Origin of the sequence: Microbacterium sp. HA-8 (assembly GCF_046111165.1) — a bacterium.
Taxonomy (GTDB): Bacteria; Actinomycetota; Actinomycetes; order Actinomycetales; family Microbacteriaceae; genus Microbacterium.
Window position 1 is genome coordinate 69927 of sequence record NZ_CP162026.1, and the last position, 26661, is coordinate 96587.

Sequence of the window (26661 nt, forward strand, 5' to 3'; positions counted from 1 at the left end):
CCGGGCTCGTCTGTGCAACCGTGTGGTTGTCGGCACCCTTGCGTATGGTCACGGGGTGGTGCAGCACTGGACTCCGATGTCGCAGCTGCAGAGATCGCCAGAGCCGGGCATCTGGTACGTGTTCGACCAGAGCAAGCGCATCGCGATCATCCGGCATGTCGAAGTCAAAGGGCGACGTCTGCTGCGTTCGGTGACCTGGTCGCAGGATCCTGAGCAGCGGCAGCTCATCGGGTACTTTCCGGAAGACGCGATGCGCCTCGCCGTGGAGTGCACCTGGTCTGAGTACGTGCGGTACACCGGCCCACCCACGAGCAACCGGCGGTAAGAGCCAGCCCGCTCCCTCATGCCCGGGCGCCGCTCTGCTGCGCACTGCGGCCGGCTGAAGGCGTCCACTGGCCTACCGATCCGCACGCTTCGGTCGACGACGAGGTTGACCAGTTGACTATCTGCTATGTGTGCCCTATATTCGATGCTGTCAAGTCAGCTAAATGCAGGGAGGTTTCTCGTGCGCGTCCAGATCGTCACCAAAGACACCATCGACCTCATCGTGAGCGCCGCCGTCATCGGCAACTCCACCGTCGACCGCGACGCGGCGGAGATCGTCAGGGCCGCAGATCGGATCGGCCGGCAGCTGCGCTCGGAGAACTACGCGGCCGCGAACGCAGCGGCCAGCACCCATCACCCCACCCCGCTGTACACCTGGCAGCCAGTCTTCGATCTGATCTGGCAGCCCGAGCAGCGGGAGACGTTCACCATCACAGAGGAGCAGGCACTCCAAGTGGAGCGATGCCGGCTCTTCCTCATCGACAACAGCGCCGACAGTCCGAACTGGGCGGACTCGTTCGCCCGCAAGTTCCTCGACCGGCTCGGGGCCGCAATCCAGTCACGGCTGCGCACCTGGCCGTTGGTCGCCAGCGATGACCACCCGGGCGTCGTCGAGTACTCCGGCCTGTGCGACTTCACACCGCATTGGCGACGCGGTGCAGCTGTGGAGCCGACGCAACGCATCGGAGGCTGAGCATGGCTATCGCTCCCTACCCCCGTCGCCATGTCTCCGCGGAGATCTCACAGCGCGCCAGCCGGGCGGCATCCGGCGCCGTGTTCGTTCTCGTCGCAGCAGTCGCGATCGCCGCGGCGCTCATCCTCGGCGGCCGCGTCTGGCACGCCCTGCTCGAGCTCGGCCTGCTGGTCGGGCTCTGGTTCCTCCTCCGACTGGTCATCAGGAACGCGATCGCGATCTTCCGGGACGAGCCATGAGCTCGTTGCGGATCATCCACCGCGGCGCCGATGGCACCACGCTGGCCGGCGTCCGCGTCGACGGGGCCGAAGCCGAGGCCCTCCGAGCGTGCGGGTGGCGGTACTCGCGACGACGCGCCAAATGGTATGTCCCCTTCTCGCAGGACCGTGCGCCGCGGCGAGATCTCATCACACGCACCGAGGAGGAGCTCACCCGGGCTGGGCACGTCGTCCTCGTCGAGCTCGAGGTGCGACCCCAGCCCGGGGAAGATCTCACCATCTGGCGCGCGGTGCGGACCAGTCCGCAGGACGCCGCCCGGAGGATCGAACGGCTGCAGCGGCGACTCCGCGCGACGGCGCGAGATCTCGCCGGCTACCGCAACCACCTTGGGGTCACGTTCCCTCCCGCTCGTGGCGCCGAGCGGGAGGAGCTTCTCGACGAGCGCGAGCAGCTGTCGGGGCGGCTGCGCTTCTGGCAGGCCGTGGAGCGGGCGCACCTCAATGGCGCCGGCGCCACCCGAGTCGATCGGAGAGCTGTCGCCCCCGGAGATCTCGTGGAGCATCGTGGCCGCTGGCACACGGTGGTCCGCGCGAACCGGACCACCGTTTCACTCCGCAGCGACTCCGGTGGCAATTGGCCCGAGACCGTCCCGTACCACCAGCTGACCGGGCACCGGCCGCAGAGCCGTTGAGGGCACAGTGAAGACCGCGCTCAGCTGGCAGCAGACGACGACCGTCGAGGTGGAACTCGACGTCGACGACGTCGCGCTCTGCGCCTGGGCGATCGCCACCCTGGATCTCCGCACCCTTGGGGGCGAGATCTCTGCAGCGGAGCTCCGCCGGTCAGTTGCAGCGAATCCGCACCTTCGCCGGCGACTCCAACAGCTGTACGCGATCGCCCTCGCCGTGCCGGGGACGTCCTCCTCCACGATCAGCGTCCCGCACGACACCCACCCGGAAGGATCCGCCTGATGACCCGCACGCCTACCCCGGAATCGTCCTCCTGCCAGCGGTGGACGCTGGGACGACACTCGTGGCGTCATCTGTCCGAGGGAGGTTTCGACGCGCGTCAGTTCTCCGTCGCCGAGATCCCGGAGTCCGTCGCGCGATCGTTCGTCTGCCGGCACCACTACGCAGCCTCGTACCCGGCTGGCCGGATGGCGTGGGGGCTGTTCTCCGAGGCCGGCGAGGATCCCGCGGGCCTGGTCGGCGTCGCGGTCCTGTCCGTCCCCATGAGGGCAGCCGTCGTTCGCAACGTCTTCCCTGAACTCGCCCCCTTCACGCAATCCCTCGAGCTCGGCCGCTTCGTGCTCACGGATGCCGCACCCGCCAACGCCGAGTCCTGGTTCCTCGCCCAGGTCTGGAAGCGCGCAGCGGCTGCCGGCATCCTCGGGATCGTCTCTTTCGCCGACCCGATGCCACGGCAGCGGACCATCACCGACGTCGACGAGCACGGCCAGATCTCCACCCGTGTCGAGACCGTCTCCCGGGGTCATGTGGGCACGATTTATCAGGCCACGGGGGCGATCGCTCTGGGGCGATCCACCCCGCGGACCCTGAACTACGTCCCCACCGCCGGCCTCGTGCTCTCCGAGCGGACCCTTTCGAAGCTTCGCACTGGGGAGCAGGGATGCGACGCTGCCGAGCGGCACCTGGTGAAGCTCGGCGCCCGGCCGCGTCGCGCCGGGCAGGATCCTCGCGCGTGGCTTCATACGGCGCTCGTCGACGTCGGAGTGCAGAAGATCCGCCACCCCGGCAACTTCCGCTACGCCTGGGCGCTCGGCACGGCGCGTCAGCGTCGTCAGCAGCTGGTCGCTCTCGAGCGGACGGCGTACCCGAAGGCCGCGCGAGACCTGCTGCCCTTGATCACCCCCGGCGGTGAAGACGCCGCATAGAGAAGGTCCCCGGAGGGATGCAGCACCCTCCGGGGACCGAGGTGAAGTTCGGGCGGTCACCCACAGCAACTATCTCATATGCGCAACGGTGATGTCCAGGCGTTCAGAGCACCTGTCATCGATGCGCGAGCTCGTACTCCTCGGGCGTCGGCAGGGGCGCATCGGGGTATCGGATCTCGTGCATTCTGTCCTCGATGTAGGCCGCGAACTCATCCGCGAATGCTGCGGCATCGTCGATGTCTGAGTTCGTCAGAGCGTAGGAGTACGCGCCCTGCCACCGATCAGAGATCGAGGCGGCGCGACGGTGGCTGCACGAGCATCCGCACTGGCTGTGCTTGTGCCCCGCTGAGCAATGGGCCGCGCAGTAGGGATCGCTGTGCGATCGCTCCTCCCACGTCGACGGGATCACCAGAGCGCTCCGTCCTGATAGACCGGCTCGCAGATCCACCAGTCGAGGTCGATCCATGTGCGCTCACCGTTGCGAGGGTTGCGGCAGGCGACCTTCACGATGAGAGGCTCGGCGACCGGCGTCACGCTCACGACGTCGGTCGCCGGCCCCCACGGCCCGCGCGCGTCTCGGGCTGGCCAGTCCTCGAGGCGGTGCCCGTTCTCGTCCCAGGCCGAGTGGCGCATCGCGTACCGGATGCAGTCCCCCGTCGACGGGACGTATCCGAGCTCATCGCCCTCGCGGCGGCGGTGCAGATCATCGCTCGAGACGCCGTCCGGGTAGCCGGCAGCGTCATTGTCTCGGAGCGTCCTCATGGCTCCTGCACCCCATCGCCTGCAGCTGTTCCGATCCCAGGGGCAGCTCCCCCTGAGGCGCGCAGCTGGTGCAGGAGCAATCGCTGCCGGCAGAGGACGATGCGCGCCGCGTCGACCAGCGCGAGGTAGTCGCCTTCGGGTACTGCCCCACGGATGCGCAGTTTGACGATCATGTCCCGCGCGGCCGCGGCGACGGCGACGAGCTTGCCGGCTGACAGTCGCGCGCGCAGCGCATCGGCTTCCGCCCGTAGGGCGTCGGCCGAGGCGACGAGGTCAGCGAGCACCTCGATCGACGACTCGCTGGACGTCACGATGCGGACGCGAAGGGTGCGGGGCTGTGCGGATCGCGCGGTCATGTCCCCTCCCCCAGCCCGGCGTCGACGAGCATGGCGCGCAGTCGCTGCACGCTCTCGTCGCCGGAGGGCAGAGCCTGCTCGTCGAGCAGCTCGCGCAGCTCGGCGTCGTCCGGGGTGTGGCCGTTGATGGCGGCGACGGCGGCGACGGCGGCGACGATGTCCGTGAGCGGATCGCCGGGCGCCGCGGCCCCGAGGTACTTGAGGCCCTTCGTCATGACGGGTTCCCTTCGTTGAGGTGCGAGATTCGGTCGCGGGCATTCGGGTCGACCTCGACCGAGGCGCCGGTCTGCGCGTCGAAGAACGCGACTTGCTGGTGCTGCTCGGCGAGCCGTCGAGCCTCGGCTGCGTCGAGGGTCTTCACGGACACGTCCAGGGAGACGATTCCCGTCTCAGGATCGTGCCAGGCGCCCTCGTAGTGGTAGTCCATCCGCAGCAGATCGGCGTTGGCCTTACTGAATCGCAGGATGTCGATGGGTCGGAGCTGGTCGACGGGGATGGCTACCTCGCGGTCTGGGTAGGGCGAGACGAAGAAGCCGATGCTCTCCTCGCGACCGGTGTTCGGGTGGCGGGTGTAGCCGCCGTCCGGATGGCGAAGCCGGTTGAGGGCACGCTCCACCTCGAGGGACTCCTCCGCCCCGGACAGGCCACGTGACCGGGCGAGGGCTTGCTTCTGGGCGATGCGCGTAGCCCGGCCGGCGCACAGCCGAGTGCGCAGATCATCGACCTTGGGGTTGTTCGGGTCAGCTGCGGAGTCGATCTTCTCCGCGAGCTCGCGCTGGCCCCGCGGCGAGGAGTCGTATGCGGCGCTCTTCTCTGCAAGGTTGCTCTCGGCCTGGTGCAGCCGGCGCCGCACGGAAGGGTCCTCGGGCGCACGGTCGAGATCTCGTCGAGCGGCATCTGCCTTCGATCGCGCGTGCTGCAGTTCCTTCCAGGTGTCGGCGCTGCACCGCGCACCAGGCTTCGGGTCACACATCCGTGAGAGGTCCTCTCGTCAGGGGGTCCGGGCGTTGACGCGGAGGTCAACGCAGATCGAGCTCGACGCTGTCTGCTTCGAGATCCGGAACGTGTTGATCGGGGTGCGCGAGAGTCGCGCAGGGTGCGTGGACTCGCACGGCGTTCCCCTTGCGGATCGTCTGCCGGAGCAGCTCTGCGAGCACGCCGCGCGCGTGCACGTTGTACGGTCCGTCGACGCCGTCGATGCGGAACGAGACGTGCGGGACGCGGTCGGGGATGGTGCGGAAGAGCATGAGCGGGCTGCGCACCGTTCCGGTGACATCGACCCCCACCGCGGTGCTCGCGGGGGCGGTCTGGGTGATGGTCATGATGACCCTCCTTCTTGTCGATGATGAGGCGGGATGCCTCTACTCGACATGGGTCCGGTTAGAGGCCCAGATCGGACAAAGACGATCTCGTCTTTCTTTACACATATGAGTCTAGCTCCTATGCGATAAAATGACGAGATCGTCTTGTCGACTTCGGGGGATCACTCCGGGAGCAGTATCGTCACCTGTTCGTCGTCGGGGACCGCGACCTCACCCTTCTCGCCGTCTTCGGTGAGGTAGGTCAGGATGAGGTAGTCCTGGTCCTCCAGGTCGACGTCGATGGACTCCACGGTCGCGATCACGCCTTCACCGTCGACGTCGACGAGGATGCTCATCCCCACATCGAGCTCCGAGACCGACAGCTCGAAGCTGCGCACGGTCTCTTCCTCGATCGGGGCCGAGTCCTCGACGGCATACAGGTGCGGGCGACCCGCATCCTCCCCGCCGGAGGTCTCTGCCACGTCGTCGGTCCCACCATGCTCGGCGGGCACCTGGACGACGTCGTCTTGCGGAACGAAGTCCGGGTCGTCCGGGAGAGTGATTCCGAGATCGTGCATGATCGCGCGGTCCTCATCGCCGAGTCCCTGGGCGAGCTTCGGGGTCCAGAAGATCTGCGCATGCTCGGGCGGGATACCCATACCCGGAGACACCCAGGCGCGGCCGGGCTTGTTCTCGAGCCCGGCGGTGGCCACGAGGCTGCCGAACGTCATCATCGAGGTGGACTGCTCCAGGTTGCGCAACGCGATGCGCACGGCGAACTGGGATCGGCTCGAAGTGCTCAACCACGACGCCGCCGCCTGCTGCGAAGCGAGGATGACGTGCACCCGCGCTTCACGACCAAGCCGCAGGATCGAGCCGAATGCCGTCATCACGGGGTGGATGCTGCCGGTCGGCGCCTTCTCGAGACCCATCCTCTGGCACCAGTCGGCCTTGCCGCCGCCGGATTTCCACCACTCGTTGAGCATGTCGGCCATCTCCTCGCCCTCGTCGACAGCGAGGACAAGCGGGTCAAGCGTGGAGCGCAGATGAGGGCCGTTCCGCTCGAGGTACTCGTATCGGTCGTCCATGAGCTTCTTCACCTTGAGGACGTAGGTGACGATCGCCGCCTCACGGGTCGCGGCCGGCTTCGCGCCGGGGAGCAGCCCGAGGTTGAACAAGCCGAGGCGCTTCGGGTCGATCGGCCAGATCTCAGCCAGCGGCATGTCTGGGTCGCGAACCCACTGACCGAATGCATCACGCCGCATCCCCGTGGGCAGTGCGGTGAGAATCGACAGCAACAGCACCGTCTTTCCACCCCCGGTGCCACCCACGATCAGCAAGTGCGGGAGTGGAGCGTCGAGATCCCAGACGCAGGGAGTCCCGTCGCGGAAGTGGCCGAAGGCGATCTTCATCGGGTTGTCGTCGTCGCGGGGCGGATGAGGCAGAACATCAGGCAGCGGCGTCAGCGGGCGCACGGTGCCGCGATCGGCGGTGAGATCCCAGTCGATGGTCAGCTGCGCCGCGTTGGGCGCCACGACCGAGGAGCGGACGGCGTCGACAGCCTGCTTCTGCCAGATCGTCTTCGACACCCGCGAAGTAGACGTCGGAGGCCAGTGCAGAATCGTTCGCTGCAGGTTGTCGGCATTGTCCCGGACGAACTCGTCGACGGACACCCCGGGGATGATCACCGACAGTACGCTCTCCAGACGGGATTGATCCGGGTCGACCACAGGCTCAGGGGCGGCCGGATCCGCGGTCAGCGTGATCAGGCATCGGCGCGCATCGTTCTTCTTCACCCGGTACGCGATCCCCATCCGGTTGCTCACCTGGACGACCAGCGTCTCGGCGAACTTCAGATCCGAGTCGACCAGATCTCCGGGGTAGCGGATCACGATGCGCTGCGGAGCGCCGATCCACCCTCCCCTCCACCTCGACACGGTCACCAGGTCTCGGGTCGGAGCTGACGCTCTCACCACAGAGTTGACCGCCTCGATCATCAGGTCGATGGACCGGCCGCGCTGCCACGCGCGATGACCGAACACGATCAGGGCGGCGATGACCACCGCCGCGACGACCACGACCAAAACCAGCAGCTCGACGCGATCGGCCAACGCCGCCAGTCCTCCGGCCATCAACGCGATCGCCGAGACGACGACGACCCGCATCGGCCACGCGAGCGGCCGCCGCGGCAACGCGCGCACGGCCACGTCCTCCACGACCTCGGGCCTCACACCCAACATTGCGCGAGACATCCCATCTACCTCCTATGCATCAGCGGCTGCAGAGACGATGCGTCTCTATGGCACATAGGTCGGCATTGCCAGCGGAATCGGACATCACCGGCGAACGCGATGCAGGCGTCGACGAAGCCCTTACTTCCCGGGCGCCCGGGGCTGGAACCACAGATCGGTTGGCAGAAACCACCGATGAGTTGATGCTCCTATATCTGTCAAGCCGCGATTTGGAGGGGTGGTCGGGCTTCGCGGATGGGGCGCATCGCGGCCCAGAGTTCGCGGGCGAGAAGACGTTTCAGACACCGGATGATCTCGGACTTCGTCTTTCCTTCGGTGATCCGGCGGGCGACGTAGGCCTTAGTGGGTTCGTGGTGCTGCATGCGAACGATGACGACACGGTAGAGTGCGGCGTTTGCTTGCCGGTGACCGCCCCGATTGAGCCGGTGTCGGGTGGTCATCCCTGACGATGCAGGGATCGGGGCGACACCGCAGAGCCGGGCGAACGCGGCCTCCGAACGGATCCGTTCCGGATTGTCGCCGGCAACGATCAGCATCTCGGCCGCGGTGTCAGGACCGACCGCAAAGGCTTTCGCGAGGTCGGGAGCGATCTGCGCGGTCAGCTCTGCCAGGAGCTTCTCATGCCCGGAGATCTCGGCATCCAGTACTTCCCAGCGACGGGCGATCGATCGTAACGTGTGCTTGGTCGACGCGATGATTGTGGTCACCTGGCCCGGACGAAGCGCCGCGCAGCGATGGATGAGCGCCATCTTCGATAGCGGTTGCAGCTCCTGACGCAGATCGTCGGGGGCGTTCACGATGACCTGCTTGAGGCTGATCATCGCGGATGTTCTCGCCTTGACGGCGACGTCCTTGGCGACCTTGATCTGACGGATCATCTCCACTGTTCCATCGGCTGACTTCGGGATGGCCGTCGCCAGGCCCGCGAGGACTGCCCTGGCTGCGTTCTCGGCATCGATGGTGTCGGACTTGCCTCGTAGTCGCCTGTCGCGACGGTCCGTTCTCATCACCTCCAGCGTCCCGATTCCACGACGGCGCACTGCGCCGGCCAGGCCTGCACCATAGGAACCGGTGCCTTCGATCCCGAAGGTGAGTTTCCCGCCGAACGATTCGCCCCAGTCGATCAGCTGGCCGTAGCCACCGGAATCCGCCGCGAAAGATCGGCGATCCAGGACCGCGCCGAGCTCATCGATCGCGACGGCGACGTGGACGTGTTTGTGAGTGTCGACGCCGACAACGACTCGACGGTGAGAGGGGACTTGCTGCATGCTCATAGTGCTCGCTCCAACCAGATCAGGACAGGGTGAGTGACACTGGCCGGTCGGGTGGACGGGACTGTGATGGGACTGTTGCGATCAGGCTCCTATGAGGTCACGCCCGCCCGGCCAGCACCACGAGGGTGATGCGCCTCCTGACGGACGACAGATCAACAGCAAGGACACCCAGACTTCGAGGTCAGTCGTCAGCAAGAGTCAGGCCGCCAGGAGGTACTCGACACTCTCACAGTCATCGGCGCGGGTGTGTCCGCTGCCATCGATTCTGTCGTCCGTGCCATTGATCCTGTCGCCGACGATCCGCGGAATCACGCCGGCCGCTCGGCGTCGCAGCAGCGTCTGCGCGCGTCGTTCGTGCCATTGATTCTGTAGTTCGCCGGAGCGCGAAGAGTTGCTGACCAAGACCGCCTCGGCCACACCTGCTGGGGCGCTTAGAACGTGTAGCGGTTAGCCCCCCTTCACCGGGCAGTTTCGCGGGCGGGTCTTACGGGAATCAGCCTTCGTCGCCCCTCTGGGCAGCCGATCGCACGACGCGAACTCACTGCAGGTGAAGCGGTGAGGGACCGGCTTTCGGATACGTAATGGTCACGTTCGAATCGTGACGTCTGCTTTCATGGGCCCGCCGCAACGCTCTGAACCTCCGGTGCGTTGCCAGTTGGGTGCGATCTCGACCTCGGCGATGACGTCACCATCGTTGTCGTATGCGCGGGCGGTCAGGTCATCGGGGAAGGTCCCGGTGAATGTCCACTTCTGCCCCGATACGGCCGGGGGTGTGACGGTGAAGCCTAGGTCGGAGGCCTCGCGGGATTGGCTATGTCAACTCAAGCCGAACCCACCAGGGCAGTCCAGTGAGGACCCACTTGCATTAGGTGATGCTGTTTCGCCAGGACGTCTTTGCTCTTTGCTGGGCGGATTATGGGGTCGGGTCGGTCTTGGCGCGGGCGGCTTTCCAGACGGCTCGGGCGGCGTCGGCGTTGAGGATGCCGATGCCGACGCCGACGATGATGTCGAGCCAGCCGGGGGCGAACCAGATCGTGAGGATGTCGACGAGGATGATGGCGAGGTTGGCGAGGGCGTCGTTGCGGGCGGATAGCCAGGCGGCTATTGGCCCCGCGGCAACCACAGCAGAGCCGACCATTTCGTTGCAGGCAGAGGCGGGTCATCCAACTCGAATGACAGCAATCCCTGTTGGCACGGATGATGCCCGCCGCTGGTGACCCAGCTCGCCCCGGTGGCAGCCGACGCGGTTCCTCGCCGGTAGGCTGGCGGGTGGCGCTGTCGCGCTTTACCAGGACCCCAGGAGACCAGATATGTCACTCGCCCGATCCCTTGCCGCGGCTGGAGCCACGCTCACACTTATCGCATCGCTCGCCGCTTGCTCATCGCCGGCCGAGCCGGCCGGGTCGGCCGCGGCTGACACGCAGACCGAGCGGGTCGAGAGTCAGGCACCTGAGCCCGCAGCTGAGCCGACATGGACGCCCGTCGCGACTATTACAGGTAACGCAGATCAGCAGTCGGACACGATTGTTCTGACCGGTGGAAAGGTTCGCGTGACGTACGACTTCGTTGACAGTTCCGGCCAGGGCATGATCGTCGGCGCAGTCTACGTTCTCACTGAGGGAACGGACCTCATGACGGACGGCGGCATTCCTGACGTCATGATTTCAGAAGCGGGCGCAGGTGAAACCATCCTCCGGAAGGACGCAGGCGAGTACTACGTCAAGGTGACCTCAGCCAACGCGAGCTATACCGTGACCGTTGAGGAAGAAAAGTAGCGTCACCCTCCTCTTCACGAACGGCCTCCCTTGAAGGCTGGTGTCTCGGTCGAAGACCATCAGCATCGAGGGGGCCCGCCTCATGCGCCGGAGCAATCCAGGGTGAGGAATTCCTCGAGCGAAAGCGGGGACTTTCAGTGAGCGCCGTCACGAGATCACCCACTACCTGCTGTAGCGCTTCGACCACCGATCCGTCCGTGCGCTTGCGAAGGACCAAGACAACCGACCCCGAATCCCTCGGGCGATTTAATGAGGGGCGTCTTCGAGGAAGTCGACACTGTCCGCGAACAGCGACACCGACCCGATGATCAGCGCGACCGTGAACTCCACGAAGAAGTAGGCGAGGTTGAGGAGCGCGACGATATAGGGCTGGGTCACAGTGCGGGTTGTTGAGCGCGGGTGTGGGCGAGTCGGTAGGAGTCGGTGCCGGTCTCGATGATGGTGCCGTTGAAGGTGAGCCGGTCAACGATCGCTGCGCAGAGCCTGGGGTCGGTGAAGGTCTTCGTCCATCCGGAGAAGGACTCGTTCGAGGCGATCGCGATGCTGTTGTTCTCTTCCCTCTCGGTGAGGACTTGGAACAGCAGCTCAGCACCGCGGCGGTCCAGTTCCATGTATCCGAGTTCGTCGATCATGAGCAGGTCGACCCGGCCGTAGCGGGCGATCGTGCGGGCCAGGTTCTTCTCATCGGCCGCCTCGACCAGTTCGTTCACCAGCCGGGTCGCGAGCGTGTATTTCACCCGGAACCCCTTTTCGGCTGCGGCGGTGCCCAGCCCGATCAGGAGGTGACTCTTTCCGGTGCCAGAGTCGCCGATGAGGCAGAGCGGCTGCCCGCGACGCACCCATTCGCCGGTGGCGAGAGTGTTGATGGTCGCCGGGTTGATGTTCGGGTTCGCCGCGAAATCGAAGTCCCCGAGCCATTTATCCCGCGGGAAGCCGGCTGCTTTGACCCGGCGGACCGAGGAACGCCGGTCCCGGTCATCACACTCGGCCAGGAGCAGCTCGGCGAGGAACCCTTGGTAGCTGAGCTGCTCTTTCTGCGCGGCGGTGGTGGCTTCCTCAACGACCGCCCGGATCGTCGGGAGCCGGAGCCTTCGGCAGGCCTGATCGATGGCCGCGCCTGCTGCTTCCTCGGTCAGCCCGCGACGCCGCCGCAGGGTGGTGGTGATGCTGGTCGTGGTGGTCATGACGCTGTCCCTTCCTGGATCGCAACTGCGGTCTCGGGTGATGGTCGTTCCGGGAGGCGCAGCAGCTGGTCGTACGCGGCAACCGATGGCAACGGCCGCCGATCCGGCGGGAGACCGGCGATCACCGCCGCCGGGTCGGCTAGCCGGCGCTGGGTCAGACTGACGACACGTCGCTCATGCCCGCGCGGAGGGTCGGCGGGATGACGGCCCAAACGAGACCCACCCAGTGTTTCGTGGCGGCGCGCCTCCACCGCAACAACATCAGCCGTGACCGCCCCCACGGTCAACGCCGCGGTGATCCCCCCGATGACATCCTCAGCGGCCATCGACCGATGCAAGAGAAGCACGTCGATGAGCGCCCGGGTGCCGCCGGCATCGCCGTCGGTCTTACGAGCTGCCGCCCAGAACGCTTCATGCGCTCCAGTGAACACCCCCGTCGCGCGGGCGTGTGCGAGAGCGGTGGACCCGGGAAGGGCGCCGGGCTTGTGCAGGAGAACCTCGAGGTAATGATCAAGATCCACGCGGAACACGTCGAACAGGGTCGGCTGCTCTACCTTGTTGGGGTTCAGGTCCGGGATCCGCCGCACCACCAAGCGTCCATCGACCCGTTCGGCGAACTTCCTTGACCGGAACGCGGTGAAGGGCACTTCGGCGACCTCTGCTTTCGAGATCCACCGGCCCGTTGCTTCGTCGCGGATCGCGTCGGTGTATTCGATCGTTTCCCACGCATCCTCGGGAATCGATGCGATTGCCGCCTTCACTGCGGGGTCCATCCGGACGGTGACCGACACATCCGCGCCCGCCTTGATCGCTGTGCCGATGGTGGCGTGGCCGTAGAACGCGGAGTCCGCCCGCAGCAACGGGCGGACTGTGCTTCCGGGGTTCGTGCGGCGGAGGGAGGCGAGGGTGTCGGCGACGATCCTCGCGGCGCCCTTCGGGGAACCGGTCTTGCCCTGCCGCAACCGCTGGGCGAGGATCACCGGCGCCGAGGTCGATGTCGACGCCGTCGCGATCAGCGCGTTCAGGCCACGCACGCCGGAGTACCCGAACGACGCGCCCTGCTTCTTGTATCCGTGGACCCCGATGATCGTGTCGTCCAGATCCACCATCACTCGCTCGTCGTCTCGGGCCTGCAGCAGCGGCGCGGAAGAGGCGAGATTCACCAGCGTCCGGGAGGCGACGGCGTCGAGCTGACGGACGTGGCCGAACCGGAACTCGCGCAGGAACGATCCCAGCGTCGACGGCGCATACGTCCGGTTGAACAACCGGCCCATCCCGCCATGACGCAGCACGTTCATGTCCTCGATCGAGTCCGCCCCCGCGAGCATCCCCGCGACCAGCGCCATCACCTTCGCCCCGGCGTTCGCGCCCTTGTCCGTCGCGACGGTCAACCAATCTTGAGCAAGCCCTGCCAGCCCGGACCGCTCCGCGAGGCGGAGCATCGGCACCAGCCCCGCAGCCGACACAAGATTCGGGTCATCGAACACCGCAGACACAGCGGCAGGAGCGTGCTTGAATTGCATCTACGAGATGCCTCTCCGACTCGTTGAATAGGACCCTTGACAAGCTCTATTCTTCCCGGTCAGAGGGGCATTTCACTGTCACGACGCCAACTCAGCATGCCTCCTCATCGGTGGATCAAGGCTTAGGCCGTGTTGATCAAGTCGCTTTTGATCCAGATCAGGGTGGTGGCGAGGCTGATGGCGGCTCGGTAGCTGCGGGCGGTCTTGTCTGATCGCATGGCGATGCCGCGCCACTGTTTGAGCTTGTTGAAGGAGCGTTCGACGACGTTGCGGCCGCGGTAGCGGAGCTTCTGCTCGTCGCCGAAGTCGATCGGGCGTCCCGGCTTCTTGCGGCGGTGAGCGATCTGGTCGTCACGCTCCGGGATGGTCGCGGCGATCCCTCGCTGACGCAGCCAGGCACGGTTCGTCTTCGACGGGTAGCCCTTGTCGGCGAGGACTCGATCTGGTCGCGTTCGTGGTCTTCCGACGCCTGGGCGGGGGACACGGATGTGTTCGAGGGTGGTCGCCAGCATCGTGGTGTCGTTGATGTTGCCGCCGGTGAGCACCCATCCCAGCGGCCGCCCCTTGCCATCGGCGACCAGGTGAATCTTGCAGGTCAACCCGCCACGGGACCGGCCAATCGCGTGGTCAGGCGGCTCGAACCACGGATTCTTGTGATTCGGTGGAGCCCCCTGTGTCCCGGGCGAGGGTCGCACCGTGCTGATGCACGCGGGTGATCGTGGAGTCGATCGACACCACCCAATCGAGCCGGCCCGCCGCGTCGGACTGCCGCTGCACCTCGGCGAGCAGCCTGTCCCAGGTGCCGTCGTGCGCCCACCGGGTGAACCGCTTATAGACCGAGTTCCACTTCCCGAACCGCTCCGGCAGATCACGCCACGGCGCACCCGTCCGGTACTTCCACGCCATCCCCTCAACCGCGAGACGATGATCCGTCCACGGCCGCGACCTCCCCGTCACCGTCGGCATCAACGGCTCCAGAACGGTCCACACCTCGTCAGAGACCTCGCGACGCGTCATCCCTCAAGACTCGCCCATCGACCACCGAAACCACTTGATCAACACGGCCTAGTGCGTGCCATGTCCGGTGCCGCTCATTTCGGTGGCGTCGTGGTCGGAGAGCGATCGGCGAAGCTGCTCCTTTGCGCGTTGATATTGAGTGCGCGCGGTGGACGCAGGGATGCCGATGATTTGTGCAGATTCGGCGATGCTGAAGCCGTCCCAGTGAACGAGACGGATCAGCTCAGCCGATCCAGGTTCTAGGCGGGCGACGGCATCGCGGACATCGGCCCCCTCGTCCGACGCTGCGGAGACGTCACTCGGCAGCGTCATCAAGCGCAACCGGTCCGCCAGACGCCACCGTCGACGTTCCGTGCGGTCTGCGTTCGCCAGCACGTTGCGGGCGATCCCGAACAGCCACATGCGTGCATCGATTGCGGGCTCAGGCATGATCGAGCATCGGCGCCAGGCCGTCATCATCGTCTCGGCTACCAGGTCGGCGGCGTCACGCGGGCTACGACGCTCGAAGTATGCGAGAACGTCTGCGGAGTTGAACGCGATCACGTCGACAACGCGTGCGCGCAACGCAGGGTCCACGCCCGTCACCACTGCGCCCCGGGGCAATCGGTCGCGCTCTGCCAAGAGAACTGATCCGCCGACACTTCAAAGCCTTGCCGTTTCAGCTCGAGGACGACCGCAGGAATGATCGCGTTTTCGACGGCGAACTGGTACTCACGGTCGGGGCTCAGCTCCGCATCCTCCAGGAAGTAGTTCGGGCGGGATCCTTCCAGCACTGTCGACCCGGCGCGCGGCTGATCCTGCCCGCTCTCGCGGAGCTTGGTGAGCTCAGCATCGACGTCGAGAACCTCGAAGATATCCACCGATGCCAGGTACGCGAGCGTCGCCGTGCTGATCTCCGGTGACGGTCCCTGGATGTTTCCGACCAGCCTTGTCTCGCACACGGCACCGCTCGGCAACGTGTAGGAGAACGGAGCCGGCGGCTCCTGCTTCCACCACGGCCAACCGGTGAGAGTCGCTGCCGCTGCTGCGCCGGCGCCACCAAGAACAAGTGCCGTGCACAGACCTACCGCAGCTGCGCGCGAAATGTGGCGATGCCCTCGTGGCCTGCGCTGATCGGTAAGAGCCATGACGCTCATTCGCGCCAACTCGTCCTCGATATCCGGCGTCAACGCACTGACCGGAGGCTTCGACGACGAAAGAAGATCATCGAGCAATGAGTCACGATCCGCCATCTGGACGATCCTTTCGGAGATAAGCCTTCTCTCAGTACATGTCCGGCACCCCTCGAAACGTCTCAGCCACTCGAAAAGAACTAGCAACCGTTCCGATGCGCGGGTCGCGATAGTCGACCCCGTTTCGCGACCGCATGTCGAACCGCGACTGCGCGGCCCGTAGTACGGCTGCCGTCCAAAATGGTCGACGTATAGTCGCGGTATGCGTCATCGGTGGTGGGTCTCTGGCTTGGGAGTGATCGCGCTCACGGCCGCGCTTGTGGGGTGTCGCGGTGGCTTCCCGGCGGAGGGCGAACCCGACCGGGCGGAATCAATCACAGTGCCCGGCGGCCAATGCGACATCTCCTGGTGGCTCACGCCGCTGGTCGAGGACGTCTCCGAAGAAGCCGAGAGGATCGCGGCGAGGGCCTTGTCGGATGCCGACGTGAGCGCCGATGAGTGGAAGGAATGGCACGCCCTGCTCGATGGTGATCCCGACAATGACACCGCCAATCCCGTACGCCTGCACGGCGCCGCATACCTCGAGGTCGTAAGGGCCGAAGTGCGCAGCGCGCTGGAGTCCGCCGGCTACCCGGACACCAAACGAATCATTGAGGTCAATTCCCAACTGAGCTGCGCGGAAAGCTGAGGACACCCAGACTGCTGATCCGCGTCGTTCCTACTCGCCGATCCGCTTTCGCGACCAGGGCGATCGCACTCGAGGACCCCCTACACTCCGTCTGCCTCGGCCATCTCTCGGTCGACGTCGATCAACTCCTGACGAATTTGCTCGAGCGCGATTGGTGTGAGGCGTCGGACCTGCAGGGCCAAGACGGCGTCAGCTGCGACCGGGCTGAGCCCGAACGCATCCTCGACGGCGACTCGCAGCTGGTCCGCTCCGCCGGTCGCTGCGGCGCACACATTCAACAGCTCGCCGGCTCTCTCGAGCACTGTGACGTACGCGTCAAGAATCTCTCGACGCATTCGCAGGCTGTTCAGGTGGTCGCTCATGGCGCGACTCTATCCGCGGGTCTGTGTTCAGCCCGCGATCTTGACGCGGTGCCTGGCGCATTTGCGGATCGGTCAGCGAGACAGTGAGCGAAGCCGGTCCTCGGTCACCGGGAATGACAGCGAGTAATGGATCTGGGTCGCATTCATATCGCCCCAGTCGTCCTTCTTCACGCGGACTGCTCCTGATGACACCTCTGCGATCCGCACACGCAGCCACGAGCCGTCGTCCAGCCGCAACTCATGCGGGTCGGCGAGGTAGCCAAGGCCGAGTTCGTCGAGAGTCGCCTCTGCGACCATCCAGTCCACAACGTCTGTCCGTGGACGGCCTAACAGATCGATGGCGACGAATCCGTCACCGATGGGCTTCATCCATCCCACTCGCTCCCCGTCGTCCTGGCGTCGATGTTCGATCCAGTCCGGTTCCATGGGTCAAGGGTAACGATCGACCCGCGGACGGTGTCCCATGCGGATGCTTATACGGACGCAGCAACGGCGACCCCGGTGACGGGTCGACCACTCAGTGTTGGGAACTGAATGCTCGTGAGCGGACACTTCATAGTGTGAGGGTTAGCGACGAAGACGCGTGGGACGAGGTTCGTGCTGGCCGGGGTGACGCGTTCGGTGAGGTCTTCGACCGTCACCGGGGCCGGGTGTATCGGCACGCTCGGGGGTTGTCGCCGTCCTGGTCTGACGCTGACGATGTGGTCGCGGTGACGTTCCTCGAGGCGTGGCGCAAGCGGGACGCTGTGCAGTTCGTCGACGGGTCGTTATTGCCTTGGCTGCTTCGGACGGCGACGTTCACTGCCAGCAACCTCACGCGCGCCAGTCGGAGGTACCGGGCCGCGTTGCGACGGCTCCCTCCGGGGGAACCGCAACGTGACCATGCCGAACAATTCGACGACGGCGATGCCATGACCGCGCTGCGCGGGTTGTCCCGTGTCGATCAGGAAGTTATCACCCTGTGCGTCCTCGCAAGTGTGGGCACAGAGGATGCCGCCCGGATCATGGGCGTCCGTCTCGGGACAGTGAAGTCGCGACTGTCGCGAGCCACCGCCCGTCTGCGCGCGGCCGTGGCCGAGCCACGTGTTGCCATACGTCCGGAAGGTGTGAGCGATGTCTCCTGAACCGACAACCAACGATCGAGACACGGAGCTGCGGCGCATGCTTGTCGCCACGGCATCAGCCGCGCCCACCCGTTCTCGTCGGCGCTGGGGCATCGCAGGCCCGATCATCGCGTTCGCCGTCGCCGGCGCGGTCACCGGGGCGGTGTCCGCGGCCGCGCTGACCGCCCCGGCTCCGGATCGGAGCGTGAACGTCGAGGCAATGACGAGCACGCTGGTCTACGACGACACACAGTTGTTCGGCCCGCCCGCCCTCGTGAGTGGGCAGGGGAACACGACCGTGCAGCTCGGCGCGATGCCGGAAGGGGCCACCGAACTGGTCGTCGCGTTCCGATGCGACGACCCGGGACGATTCGACTTCCTGCTCGACGGCGTGAACGTCGGCTCGTCGATCTGCGACGAAGCTTCGACATCCTCAGCCAGCGGCGGAAGCTTCTTCACCGTCCAGGAGCCCGGCAGCCACACATTCGCCGTGACCACCGATGATCAGTCCCGATTTGTGCTCTGGGCCTCCTGGGCAGCTCGGGCTGTCCCACCCGCGGCCAGTGATGCACAGACCGACGCGATGGCGGACGGACGCGTCACGAACGAGGAGTACCGGGCCGCGTTCGCCCGCTACTCGGAGTGTATGGCCGCGGCTGGATATCCCCTGCTCGGCGTCAACGAAGCCGGAACGGTCATCGACTACTCCAACTCGGATGCCGCTGTTACATCCGGCGTAGAGGGGCGGTGCTACGCCCTGGAGTTCGGCCAGATTGATCCTGCTTGGCAGATCGCCAACGAGTATGAGAGCGACACACAGGTCACACTCCGCGCCTGCCTGCAAGCGGAAGGCATCACCCCGGGGCCGGACGTCGAGACAGTCTGGCAACAGATCCAAGACGCTGGGATCGACCCCGTCGAATGCACTACCGGAACCAAGTCGCCATTCAACGAATGACTCCCTGTGTCTCGGGAAGTCCCCGACATCATTCGCATCGGCGGCCCAAGGCCTGTCGCGCTGGCGGATCCGAACCTGACGGCGCCAGAGTACGACTCGCGGCCCGATAGCGCGGACGGTGACCGCCGCGTGTCGCGAGACCCGCCCACAGAATCAATGGCACGGACGACAGGATCAACCGCGCATACACAAGATCAATGGCACGGACTACAGAATCACTGTCATCGGACAGGGTGCGGCGGCATATGCAGACGATAGGCAGATATTTGGCACCCCCCTTGACAGCCGTGATAAGCTCGCGACTGCCGATCGAGGCAACGGAGCGAGCTTGCCACCGGCATCAGGTAGATAGCAACTTGCTAGATCAAGAGCATGCAGAGTGTCGTGTCTCACTCCAGTTGTCCGATTCTCACGGACCTGTCGAGTCGTCTCACTCCAGTTGTCGGATTCTCACTCCAGTTGTCGGGAGAGCGGCGCGCCGCGTAGCGCTGCTCCGAGGCGGGAGTAGCTTGCGGTTCAAGCCGGGAGGTTCCACAGGAGCGCTCTGATCGGGTGCGGGATTCTCCGGAAGGGAGAGTTCTCCGTGACCTTGACCCAAGACTGGCTCGCCGCGATCGACGGGACGAACGCACTCGCGGCCACGATCGAGTTTTCCAGACACGGCCTCCTCCAGCACGCAGACCCCGTCGACGCGGCGCGCGTGATGTTCGAGGATGCGGATCCGGTTCGCGAGTTCCCGTCGTGGCCGGGCAAGCGCAACTTCGAGGGCAAGCTGTGGATGGCCTCGACGGGCCGGCACGTTCCGTTCGAGTCGTTCTGGGAGCGCTCGTTCCTAACCTCGCTGGACCGGACGGGGGATGTCGTCGGGGTGGCGAGCCAGCCGATGTGGATCCGCTGGCGGTCACCGAAGCGCTCACACGCGCCCGACTACTTCGCGCGCCGCTCCGATGGGAGTGCGCTGCTTGTCGACGTGAGGCCGGTCGAGCTGATCAAGCCAGAGGACAGCATGAAGTTCGAACTCACTCGTCGCCTTGCTGCCGCACTGGGATGGTCTTATCTCGTCTTCGATCAGCTTCCCGGCGCCACCCAGGCGAACCTGCGCTTCCTGCTCCGGTACCGCGACCCGGCGTGGCTGGACGGCGTCGATATCGCCGCGCTCGGGCTGACCGGCCGGATGACTCTGGGCTCGCTCGCTGCGGTCCTCGGTGGTTCCGCTCGCTCAGGTGTCGGCGCCGCGTACGCACTCGTGTGGAGCGGGGTGGCGCAGGCGGATCTACACCGTCCCTTGTCGATGGCGACCGTTGTCGATCTGGAGGGCGGGTCATGAGCGTTCATCCTGGCGACATCATCCGGTGGCAGGGCGGAAGTCACCAGGTCGTTGCGATCCGGCCCACCTACATAACCCTGCGTGCCGTCGACGGGGATGGAGGCGACGTGGAGGTGCTCGCCGCGGACCTGCGGCACCAAGCGGAACCTGCCGCTCCCGCATCGCTCCGCTCACTGCTGGACCTGCGCAGCCTGCAGGACCTCGACGCGCGTGACCGCAGGATCGTCGACGTGTGGCTGGAGGAGCTCTCGCGGTTCGACGATCTCGTGGTGGCAGGCGGGACGAAGCCCGAGGTGCGGCAGCAAGTCATCGACAACGTCAACCGTCGTCTCGGAACCGACTACAGCTCCGTCAAGGTCTCGCGCCAGCAACGCGCTCTCGAGGAGTTCGGGGTGAGCGGTCTTCTCGATCGACGTCGCCACGGCCTGGCTGACATGCCCGGTCGCTCCTACGACGAGCGCCTCATCGACGCGATCCTGACTGTCCAGGCCGGCCAGGAACGGAAATCCACGGGCACCGGAACGCGACTGATCTGGCTCGTCCGCAGAGAGCTGGACGACCGCTTCGGTGAGGGCGTGGTGCCGATGCCGAGCCGCGCGACGATGTACCGGCTCCTGAGCGAGCTCGACGCCGGCAAGCACACGCTCGGGACGGCCCGTACCCGGCGCACCACGGCGAATCAGCCTGATCACATGCACGGGGTGCGGTCGGGGGTTCGACCAGGTGAGCAGGTGCTGATCGACACGACGCCGATGGAGATCCTCGTCGAGTGCGACGGTGAACCTGTCCGCCCCGACCTCACCCTGTTGCTGTGTGAGGCGTCGAGGTCGGTGCTCTCCGGGATTGTCACCGTCGGCTCTCGCAGCATCGACCTGGTGGTGGTCCTTGCCCGCGCTCTCGTGCCGTACGCGTCCCGCCCGGATGGTGTGCGTGCGAACCGGCGTCAGGTGTCGGAAGCGTGGACCGGCGCGGACGGGCTCATGGTTGAGAGGTTCGAGGCGATGCGTGACGCGCAGCCGTACGTCTTCCCGGAGTCGATCACGACCGACCGTGGTGCGTCCTACGTGTCTCGGCACTTCTCGGATGCGTGCCGGACGTTGGGGATCTCGTTGACGGTCAACGCGGAGTACTCGCCGACGCAGAAGGCGAAGATCGAGCGGATGTTCCGCACCGTCAAAGACCAGTTCACCCAGTACGCGATCGCCTTCCTCGGGCAGAGCCCCGATATGCGAGGTGACGAGGTAATCGCGACGAGCCAGCTGCTCACCCTCGAGCAGCTGCAGGAGCTCTTCGAGGACTGGGTCGCGGTGACCTGGCAGAACCGGCCCCACAAGTCGCTGCGCGACCCCCGCAACCCTCGGCTGATGCTGACCCCGAACCAGATGGTCGCCGCGTACCGGGAAGTCGCACCGGAACTGCAGGTGCCGCTGACGGCCGAGAAGTACATCGCGCTTCTCCCGACCGAGTGGCGTGTGATCAACCACTACGGCGTCGACATCGACCTGCGTGTATACGACTCCGCGGAACTCGGCCCGCTGCGCAAGAAGCGGTCCCCGCACCACCGGCGGCAAGGCAAGTGGCCGTTCCACGTCGACCCCTACAACCCGATGACGGTGTGGCTGGAACTCGGCGACCAGTTCCTCCCGCTGGACTGGCGGTCCCCGTACAGCGGCGCTCCAATGGCTGACGAGGTGTGGCGGGTCGCGCGCGCTCAGGCCGCTGCCCGCGGCGAGAACGAGCCGAGTACCGACGACCTCAACGAGGTGATGCGCCGGTTCATGTACAAGGGCAACGCGCTGCCGACGGCGCGTCAGAAGAAGCGTGCTGTAAGCGCACGGACGGACCCGCTGGCGATCACCAACCAACTCCCACACATCGCACCCACAGCACCGCCGGGCGGCGAGCATTCGGCAACTGGTGACGTCGGCGACAAAGAACTCCATGTTGTCGCGGCGAAGCCAGCATGGCCGGTCGCCGCACCGTTCGGGATGACCCGGTCGCCGGATGAGGCGTGAGCGCGATGTTCGATGACCTGCTGGGGGACTTCGACTTCGACGCCCCATCGACCGACTTCGACTACGCCACAAAGGAAGGGTGGCGCGAGTTTGTCGAGTTCGTCGCCCAACGGCCGCTCCCGCTCACGCTCGCCGAGTACGACGCGATGGACTCCTCGGAGCGAGCGCTGTTCAACATCGCCCGCGAACGGTACATGACCCTCGGCGCCCGGGTGGCGACCCCATCACTCCGACAGGTCGCGGTCGCCATCCGCCACGCGATAACCGACAACCGCTCCCCAGACGCCAGCAAGTCCGGCGTGATCATCTCTGGCAGGCCAGGTCTCGGGAAGACCACCGCGGTCCAGGAGTTCGGCAGGGCGTTCGAGCGAGCCCGACGCCAGCGCACCACGGCCTCGCAACGCAACTTGATCCCCGTCGCATACGTGCCCGTGCCGACCCACGCGACGGCGAAGACCATGATCACCAAGCTCGCCGACTTCTACGCCATCCCGTACTCCCGCAACGCGAACTACGAAGTTCTCCTCAGCCGCGTGAGCCATGTGATGCGCGAATGCCGCACCGAACTCGTGATCATCGACGACATCCACCGGCTGGACCTGCACTACCGCGGCAACGAGCAAGTCGCCGACGCGCTCAAAGAACTGTCCGAGAGGTGTCCCGGCACGATGGTCTACGCCGGTGTCGATGTCGCCCGCAACGGCCTGTTCTGGGGCTCGCGCGGCGAACAGATCATGGCCCGATTCGAGCTGGTCAAGTTCGACACCTACGGGACTGGCGAGACCGCTGACGCCGCGGTGTGGGGGCGCATCCTCGTCGACCTCGAAGACTCACTGTGCTTGATCTCGCAACCTGACGCGGAGATCCTCACCGTCGCTGCGGAACTCCGCGACCTATCCCGCGGCTCCATCGGCCGCGTCGCCCGAGCCGTCCGCCGAGGCGCGCGCCGCGCCATCGAGCAGCACACTGAACGCCTCGACCTCGACGACGTGCTCGCGTCGCTGGCGAAAATCCGTGAGTCAGAAGGCTGGATCGAGGAAGAAGAGAACCGGCCATCACCACGGCCCAAACGAGGCCGCCCCGCGCGAGCGAAATGATGAGGAAGCTCCCCGTGCTCATCGAACCCTTCACGGGAGAAACCGTCAGCAGCGTCTACCGCAGACTTACCACCCGCAACGCCGTGCCGGCCGGGGAACTGTGGACGATCCTCCGTCACGAGCGCCCGCGGCTGCCTCTGCGCACGACACCAGAACTCGTGCCGCGACTGGTCGAACAACTCGCCGACCTCCCTCCCGGGTACTTCGACGGTAGCCGCTCTGACCGCCTGTTCGTCCGCTGCATTCACGCCGACTGGCGACACAACAACTGCCCGATTTGCGCGCCCCTGCCGTCTGCCGGCACGAAATGCAGGCGATGCACCGGCGGTGAACTCGTCGAGGTGCGCACCCGGATCGGAGCGGTGTGTGCGCGACACCGCAGGTGGCACTACGCGGGAGCGGACCGCGACCTCGCGCGAAGCGCCGACTTCTATCGCGCCGAACGATGCCTCACCGGCACGCTCTGGGAACGCGGCATCGGCCCCGACACCGGCGAACTGGAACTCGCCACGACCCTCATCCGCGCCACCGAGCTCGGACAGGAGGACGAATCTCATCGAACGGCGCTTGCGCGCCACTATCCCGAAGCGGTGCGTCTCGTCGCACTGACAACAGAGCCGTGGGCGGAGCGATTCCTCGCAAACACGAACGTCGGCCTCATTCAGGTCGCCGCGCTCGTCGAAGCAGCGGTGAACGCGGTCACCGTGGGCGCGTCGCACAACGTCGACGCCGTCCGCACTTCCTTTCACGCCGAAGGCCGCGAAGCGGTCATCGGCCTTGACCGACCCGTGCGCCTTCGGCACGGGCGGTCCCCGGGCCTCGATGAACTCGGTAAGAGAATCCTGAAGTTCGCCCCGCGGGTCCGCTCCACACTCCTGCGTCACACCGACGCCCGCAAGCCTCCCACACGGCGACCGCGCCTCTCATCGAGGCATGCACAGGTGTGAACACCCAGCTCCGCACGCTACCAATTCGACTCGAACTCATCGAAGGTGAGACCGTCGAGGGGTTCACGAAACGGCTCGCTCAAGCTCACCAGTGCGAGGAACGCGATATCCGCCGGATCGTGCTGGACCGTCTGGGTCGCAACTGGTGGCCCGCGGCGGATCAGCGCGTGGTCGACGTCATCGAGCATCTCGCAGACCTTCCGCGCGACGCGCTACGCCCCAACTTCGAGACAGATGGCATGTGGGTCAGGTGTGGCCACCGCAGCTGGCGTCCCGAGAAGTGCGCTCGATGCGCACGGTTCACCGAACCCCGCATTGCATGCCTGGAATGTTCCTGCGGTTTGGGCACCACCACGATCGCCCGCGGCGGTGCGCTCTGCCTCACCCATCAGCATTGGGCGTACCGCGCCCTGCACGCCGACGTAGCCGGCATGCCCGGCTACGAGAGTGCGGAACTGCTGCTGCGATCACAGCTCTGGAAGCGCGGCGTCGCCCTCCACACCGGCGAAGTAAACCTCGCCGCAGCTTTCGTCGAAGCCTGGCACGAAGGCTCAGATGATTCGTCCCCGATCGGCGACCGCATGGTGATTTTCGGCATCCCGCACCTCGACACCTATGAAAACGTGCTGCTGTGCGCGTACCCCGAGATCATTCGTTTGACCTGCGTGCTCACATCGCCGCGCACGATCACTCCGATCCTGGACGTGACGACTTCCGCGCTCGCTCAGGCCGATCGCCTGCTACCTGCCGTCGCGAAGGCGATCGGTGACGAACCCAACGACGCATTGCGCACCTTCACCGTCAGCGTCGTCGGGCACGCCCACCGGGCGATGTTGTACATGTACGGACTGCGCAGTTCGAAGCAGGTCAAGTATCAGCGGTGCCCACTCAACCGCGCCCTCATTGCTGCAGCGCACCGGCAGCGCGCCTGCCTCCTCCGCCACGCCAACCCAAGGATTCTTCCCCACATCGCGGGGAAGACAGGTCAAGCCGCACCGCGCAGCCGGGTCATCCGCAACTGGCCACCCCGTTCCGACGAGTTGGCTATGTCCTAACCTGCGGTCCTCGTGAGTACTCGCACAGAGTTCCACGGCGCCGTCGGCCACTCGCGCGAAGGCTTGCCGGGGACGCGTCAGAACGATTCGGGAATCGGGCGCTCGGGCCGCGCGCGGTGTTATACACGGCCGACGTATTCGAGAGATTGCGGCAGGCAGGGCGGATCAGCGCGCGCTGCACTGCGACGTGACCTGCATGTGGATCAGTCCGTCGATACTCGTCGAGTCGCGGATACTCATCTTCTCCACCGGCAGCGCGTCGCTGTAGCGGATGTCTTCCTGCATTGCCCGATCCGCGGAGTATCCTGCGGCATCCCAAACCTTGAGGATTCGCGCGAGCGTGGCGCCATTGTCCGCGGTCTCGAACGTGAGCCCGAGTCCGATTCGTGTGCCGTTCTCACCGCACGCGGTCGATACCGGTGACAGCTCGTCGGCGTCGAGGAGCTGTCCAGCGGAATCGTGCACCGGCCCGACGGCTGCGTCCAGCGACGCCGCGACCATATTCTCGAGCCCTGCTCGGGCCTCGTCCGCGCCGTAGGTGGGCGCGGCGGGCGCTGAGGGAATCGGCGTTCGTGCTCCGGTGCTGACACCACATGCGAGCGTACGGTCGGTGAGCTTCGGAAGGGTGAAGTCCGGGTCACGGTCGGTAGTCACCGGCGCAGCCGAGTAGTCAAAGCTGAAATTCCGCCAGACCCGGAGTGACGCGCCGTCCTCCGCCACCGTGTAGGCGCCGTCCGCGAAGGGGTGGTAGCCATCATCGCTGAGGGTTCGCTCGACGGCCGTGACAAGTACGCCATCCTGTCGATAGATCGTGCCCCAACCCGCAAGAAGGAACGACTTCTCTTTGACCACATACCCGGTTTCGCAGCCGTTGGCGACGAGCGGAACAACCGTCGAGGACGAGGTGAGGAAACACACGATCCCTGCCAATGCGGTGGCCGCGATGGCTACCGCGCGCGCCGGGATCATCAGGATGAGCCAAAGCCTGGGCACGGGGATGACGCACAGTCCCGTCGCAAGGGCTGCCAGTGCCGCGATGAGCGCGAGACCAGAGAGCAACTCCGAGTCAACCGTGCCGATCAACACGGAGGTCGCACCGTCCGATGCTGTGGAGACAATGAGCAGTGCCACAAGAACGGTTGTCGAGCAGAACAGGATGGCGCCAGCGAGAAGCAGGGCAATCCGACGCCAGCTCCGTGAAGGAGTGGGCGATTCATCATCGCTCTCGGTCGTCACGGGTGCAGTAGACACGTGGCAAGCCTAAGAGGAGCAACCTGGGGCCCCGCCGCACCATCGTCCACGTCCGTCGCGCGCATAAGTGACAAGTGATTGCGACGGCATCCGCCGACTACGGTGGATGGC

General features: G+C 65.8%; 33 protein-coding genes and 1 pseudogene. 15 read left to right on the forward strand and 19 right to left on the reverse strand.

The genetic code is table 11. The features are described 5' to 3' along the window. The first annotated feature begins 55 nt into the window (after positions 1–55). The 6 genes from AB2L57_RS18160 (at position 56) to AB2L57_RS18185 (ending at position 3131) form a co-directional block, all read left to right on the forward strand. Positions 56–325, forward strand: a complete 270-nt coding sequence (locus AB2L57_RS18160) for a hypothetical protein (protein ID WP_061683549.1) — start codon at positions 56–58, stop codon at positions 323–325. Positions 326–505: 180 nt separating this feature from the next. Then, a complete protein-coding gene (locus tag AB2L57_RS18165) occupies positions 506–1018 on the forward strand; it encodes a hypothetical protein (RefSeq protein WP_409048696.1) in 513 nt (170 codons plus the stop codon). 2 nt (positions 1019–1020) lie between these two features. Next, positions 1021–1257, forward strand: a complete 237-nt coding sequence (locus AB2L57_RS18170) for a hypothetical protein (RefSeq protein ID WP_409048697.1) — start codon at positions 1021–1023, stop codon at positions 1255–1257. Then, entirely contained in the window at positions 1254–1928 is a 675-nt protein-coding gene (locus AB2L57_RS18175; RefSeq protein ID WP_409048698.1) for a hypothetical protein, read from the forward strand. The genes AB2L57_RS18170 and AB2L57_RS18175 overlap by 4 nt, the downstream gene beginning before the upstream one ends. A gap of 7 nt (positions 1929–1935) precedes the next feature. Further along, positions 1936–2208: a hypothetical protein gene (locus AB2L57_RS18180; protein WP_409048699.1), complete on the forward strand. Its 273-nt coding sequence runs from the start codon at positions 1936–1938 to the stop codon at positions 2206–2208. Beyond that, positions 2208–3131 (forward strand): hypothetical protein, encoded by a 924-nt coding sequence (locus AB2L57_RS18185; RefSeq protein WP_409048700.1) that lies wholly within the window; start codon positions 2208–2210, stop codon positions 3129–3131. The genes AB2L57_RS18180 and AB2L57_RS18185 overlap by 1 nt, the downstream gene beginning before the upstream one ends. 115 nt (positions 3132–3246) lie before the next feature. Here the strand turns inward: AB2L57_RS18185 and AB2L57_RS18190 are convergent, their stop codons facing one another. From AB2L57_RS18190 to AB2L57_RS18235, 10 genes are all read right to left on the reverse strand, one after another. After that, complete coding sequence (locus AB2L57_RS18190; protein WP_409048701.1) at positions 3247–3540, reverse strand: hypothetical protein; 294 nt, start codon at positions 3538–3540, stop codon at positions 3247–3249. Next, positions 3537–3893, reverse strand: coding sequence for a hypothetical protein (locus AB2L57_RS18195; RefSeq protein ID WP_409048702.1), 357 nt, complete (start codon positions 3891–3893; stop codon positions 3537–3539). Before AB2L57_RS18195 ends, AB2L57_RS18190 begins: the two co-directional genes overlap by 4 nt. After that, positions 3890–4249, reverse strand: coding sequence for a hypothetical protein (locus AB2L57_RS18200; protein ID WP_409048703.1), 360 nt, complete (start codon positions 4247–4249; stop codon positions 3890–3892). Before AB2L57_RS18200 ends, AB2L57_RS18195 begins: the two co-directional genes overlap by 4 nt. Next, positions 4246–4464, reverse strand: coding sequence for a hypothetical protein (locus AB2L57_RS18205; RefSeq protein WP_409048704.1), 219 nt, complete (start codon positions 4462–4464; stop codon positions 4246–4248). The genes AB2L57_RS18200 and AB2L57_RS18205 overlap by 4 nt, the downstream gene beginning before the upstream one ends. After that, positions 4461–5222, reverse strand: a complete 762-nt coding sequence (locus tag AB2L57_RS18210) for a hypothetical protein (protein WP_409048705.1) — start codon at positions 5220–5222, stop codon at positions 4461–4463. The genes AB2L57_RS18205 and AB2L57_RS18210 overlap by 4 nt, the downstream gene beginning before the upstream one ends. A 46-nt stretch (positions 5223–5268) precedes the next feature. Further along, on the reverse strand, positions 5269–5571 hold the full coding sequence (locus tag AB2L57_RS18215) for a hypothetical protein (protein WP_061683609.1): 303 nt from the start codon (positions 5569–5571) through the stop codon (positions 5269–5271). 161 nt (positions 5572–5732) lie between these two features. Then, the gene (locus AB2L57_RS18220; RefSeq protein WP_409048706.1) at positions 5733–7802 is read right to left on the reverse strand and encodes a hypothetical protein; all 2070 of its coding nucleotides are present in this window, start codon (positions 7800–7802) and stop codon (positions 5733–5735) included. A 197-nt stretch (positions 7803–7999) separates the two neighbouring features. Continuing rightward, a complete protein-coding gene (locus AB2L57_RS18225; RefSeq protein ID WP_100812876.1) occupies positions 8000–9076 on the reverse strand; it encodes an IS110 family transposase in 1077 nt (358 codons plus the stop codon). Positions 9077–9274: 198 nt separating this feature from the next. Further along, positions 9275–9493: a hypothetical protein gene (locus AB2L57_RS18230; RefSeq protein ID WP_409048707.1), complete on the reverse strand. Its 219-nt coding sequence runs from the start codon at positions 9491–9493 to the stop codon at positions 9275–9277. 496 nt (positions 9494–9989) lie between these two features. Further along, complete coding sequence (locus AB2L57_RS18235; RefSeq protein WP_409048708.1) at positions 9990–10199, reverse strand: hypothetical protein; 210 nt, start codon at positions 10197–10199, stop codon at positions 9990–9992. Positions 10200–10386: 187 nt separating this feature from the next. Between AB2L57_RS18235 and AB2L57_RS18240 the strand changes: the two genes are divergently transcribed. After that, positions 10387–10851 carry a hypothetical protein gene (locus tag AB2L57_RS18240; RefSeq protein ID WP_219869138.1) on the forward strand — a complete coding sequence of 155 codons (465 nt, stop codon included), beginning with the start codon at positions 10387–10389 and terminating at the stop codon, positions 10849–10851. 255 nt (positions 10852–11106) lie between these two features. Here AB2L57_RS18240 and AB2L57_RS18245 read toward each other — a convergent pair. From AB2L57_RS18245 to AB2L57_RS18270, 6 genes and pseudogenes are all read right to left on the reverse strand, one after another. Beyond that, positions 11107–11229: pseudogene (locus AB2L57_RS18245) on the reverse strand (cation transporter); the annotation flags it as partial. Beyond that, entirely contained in the window at positions 11226–12035 is an 810-nt protein-coding gene (gene istB, locus AB2L57_RS18250; RefSeq protein WP_219869137.1) for an IS21-like element helper ATPase IstB, read from the reverse strand. The gene istB and the pseudogene AB2L57_RS18245, both read right to left, overlap by 4 nt. After that, entirely contained in the window at positions 12032–13558 is a 1527-nt protein-coding gene (locus AB2L57_RS18255; RefSeq protein WP_409048709.1) for an IS1380 family transposase, read from the reverse strand. Before AB2L57_RS18255 ends, istB begins: the two co-directional genes overlap by 4 nt. Positions 13559–13680: 122 nt before the next feature. Continuing rightward, positions 13681–14575, reverse strand: a protein-coding gene (locus tag AB2L57_RS18260) for an IS5 family transposase (RefSeq protein ID WP_182263965.1) whose coding sequence is annotated in 2 segments (ribosomal slippage) — positions 13681–14188 and positions 14187–14575 — 897 coding nt in all. Because the reading frame shifts where the segments join, the coding sequence is not laid out codon by codon here. Positions 14576–14623: 48 nt separating this feature from the next. After that, the gene (locus AB2L57_RS18265) at positions 14624–15118 is read right to left on the reverse strand and encodes an RNA polymerase sigma factor (protein WP_409048710.1); all 495 of its coding nucleotides are present in this window, start codon (positions 15116–15118) and stop codon (positions 14624–14626) included. A 38-nt stretch (positions 15119–15156) separates the two neighbouring features. Further along, positions 15157–15807, reverse strand: coding sequence for a hypothetical protein (locus AB2L57_RS18270; RefSeq protein WP_409048711.1), 651 nt, complete (start codon positions 15805–15807; stop codon positions 15157–15159). Between the two features lie 235 nt (positions 15808–16042). On the opposite strand from AB2L57_RS18270, the gene AB2L57_RS18275 reads away from it, so the two are divergent. After that, the gene (locus AB2L57_RS18275) at positions 16043–16435 is read left to right on the forward strand and encodes a hypothetical protein (protein WP_409048712.1); all 393 of its coding nucleotides are present in this window, start codon (positions 16043–16045) and stop codon (positions 16433–16435) included. 80 nt (positions 16436–16515) lie between these two features. Here the strand turns inward: AB2L57_RS18275 and AB2L57_RS18280 are convergent, their stop codons facing one another. Then, complete coding sequence (locus tag AB2L57_RS18280) at positions 16516–16797, reverse strand: hypothetical protein (RefSeq protein WP_409048713.1); 282 nt, start codon at positions 16795–16797, stop codon at positions 16516–16518. A gap of 72 nt (positions 16798–16869) precedes the next feature. After that, positions 16870–17223, reverse strand: a complete 354-nt coding sequence (locus tag AB2L57_RS18285) for a hypothetical protein (protein WP_409048714.1) — start codon at positions 17221–17223, stop codon at positions 16870–16872. A gap of 134 nt (positions 17224–17357) precedes the next feature. Between AB2L57_RS18285 and AB2L57_RS18290 the strand changes: the two genes are divergently transcribed. The 7 genes from AB2L57_RS18290 to AB2L57_RS18320 all read left to right on the forward strand — a co-directional run bounded on the left by AB2L57_RS18290 (position 17358) and on the right by AB2L57_RS18320 (position 25299). After that, complete coding sequence (locus AB2L57_RS18290) at positions 17358–17921, forward strand: RNA polymerase sigma factor (protein ID WP_409048715.1); 564 nt, start codon at positions 17358–17360, stop codon at positions 17919–17921. Continuing rightward, the gene (locus AB2L57_RS18295; RefSeq protein ID WP_409048716.1) at positions 17911–18858 is read left to right on the forward strand and encodes a hypothetical protein; all 948 of its coding nucleotides are present in this window, start codon (positions 17911–17913) and stop codon (positions 18856–18858) included. Before AB2L57_RS18290 ends, AB2L57_RS18295 begins: the two co-directional genes overlap by 11 nt. A 583-nt stretch (positions 18859–19441) precedes the next feature. Beyond that, positions 19442–20185: a TnsA-like heteromeric transposase endonuclease subunit gene (locus AB2L57_RS18300; protein ID WP_409048083.1), complete on the forward strand. Its 744-nt coding sequence runs from the start codon at positions 19442–19444 to the stop codon at positions 20183–20185. Continuing rightward, positions 20182–22200: a hypothetical protein gene (locus AB2L57_RS18305; RefSeq protein ID WP_409048084.1), complete on the forward strand. Its 2019-nt coding sequence runs from the start codon at positions 20182–20184 to the stop codon at positions 22198–22200. Before AB2L57_RS18300 ends, AB2L57_RS18305 begins: the two co-directional genes overlap by 4 nt. A 5-nt stretch (positions 22201–22205) precedes the next feature. Beyond that, a complete protein-coding gene (locus AB2L57_RS18310; RefSeq protein ID WP_409048671.1) occupies positions 22206–23297 on the forward strand; it encodes a TniB family NTP-binding protein in 1092 nt (363 codons plus the stop codon). Positions 23298–23311: 14 nt separating this feature from the next. Continuing rightward, positions 23312–24244 (forward strand): hypothetical protein, encoded by a 933-nt coding sequence (locus AB2L57_RS18315; protein ID WP_409048085.1) that lies wholly within the window; start codon positions 23312–23314, stop codon positions 24242–24244. Continuing rightward, positions 24241–25299, forward strand: a complete 1059-nt coding sequence (locus AB2L57_RS18320) for a hypothetical protein (protein ID WP_409048086.1) — start codon at positions 24241–24243, stop codon at positions 25297–25299. Before AB2L57_RS18315 ends, AB2L57_RS18320 begins: the two co-directional genes overlap by 4 nt. 165 nt (positions 25300–25464) lie before the next feature. Here AB2L57_RS18320 and AB2L57_RS18325 read toward each other — a convergent pair whose 3' ends face one another. Next, a complete protein-coding gene (locus tag AB2L57_RS18325) occupies positions 25465–26550 on the reverse strand; it encodes a hypothetical protein (RefSeq protein ID WP_409048087.1) in 1086 nt (361 codons plus the stop codon). Between the last annotated feature and the right edge of the window lie 111 nt (positions 26551–26661).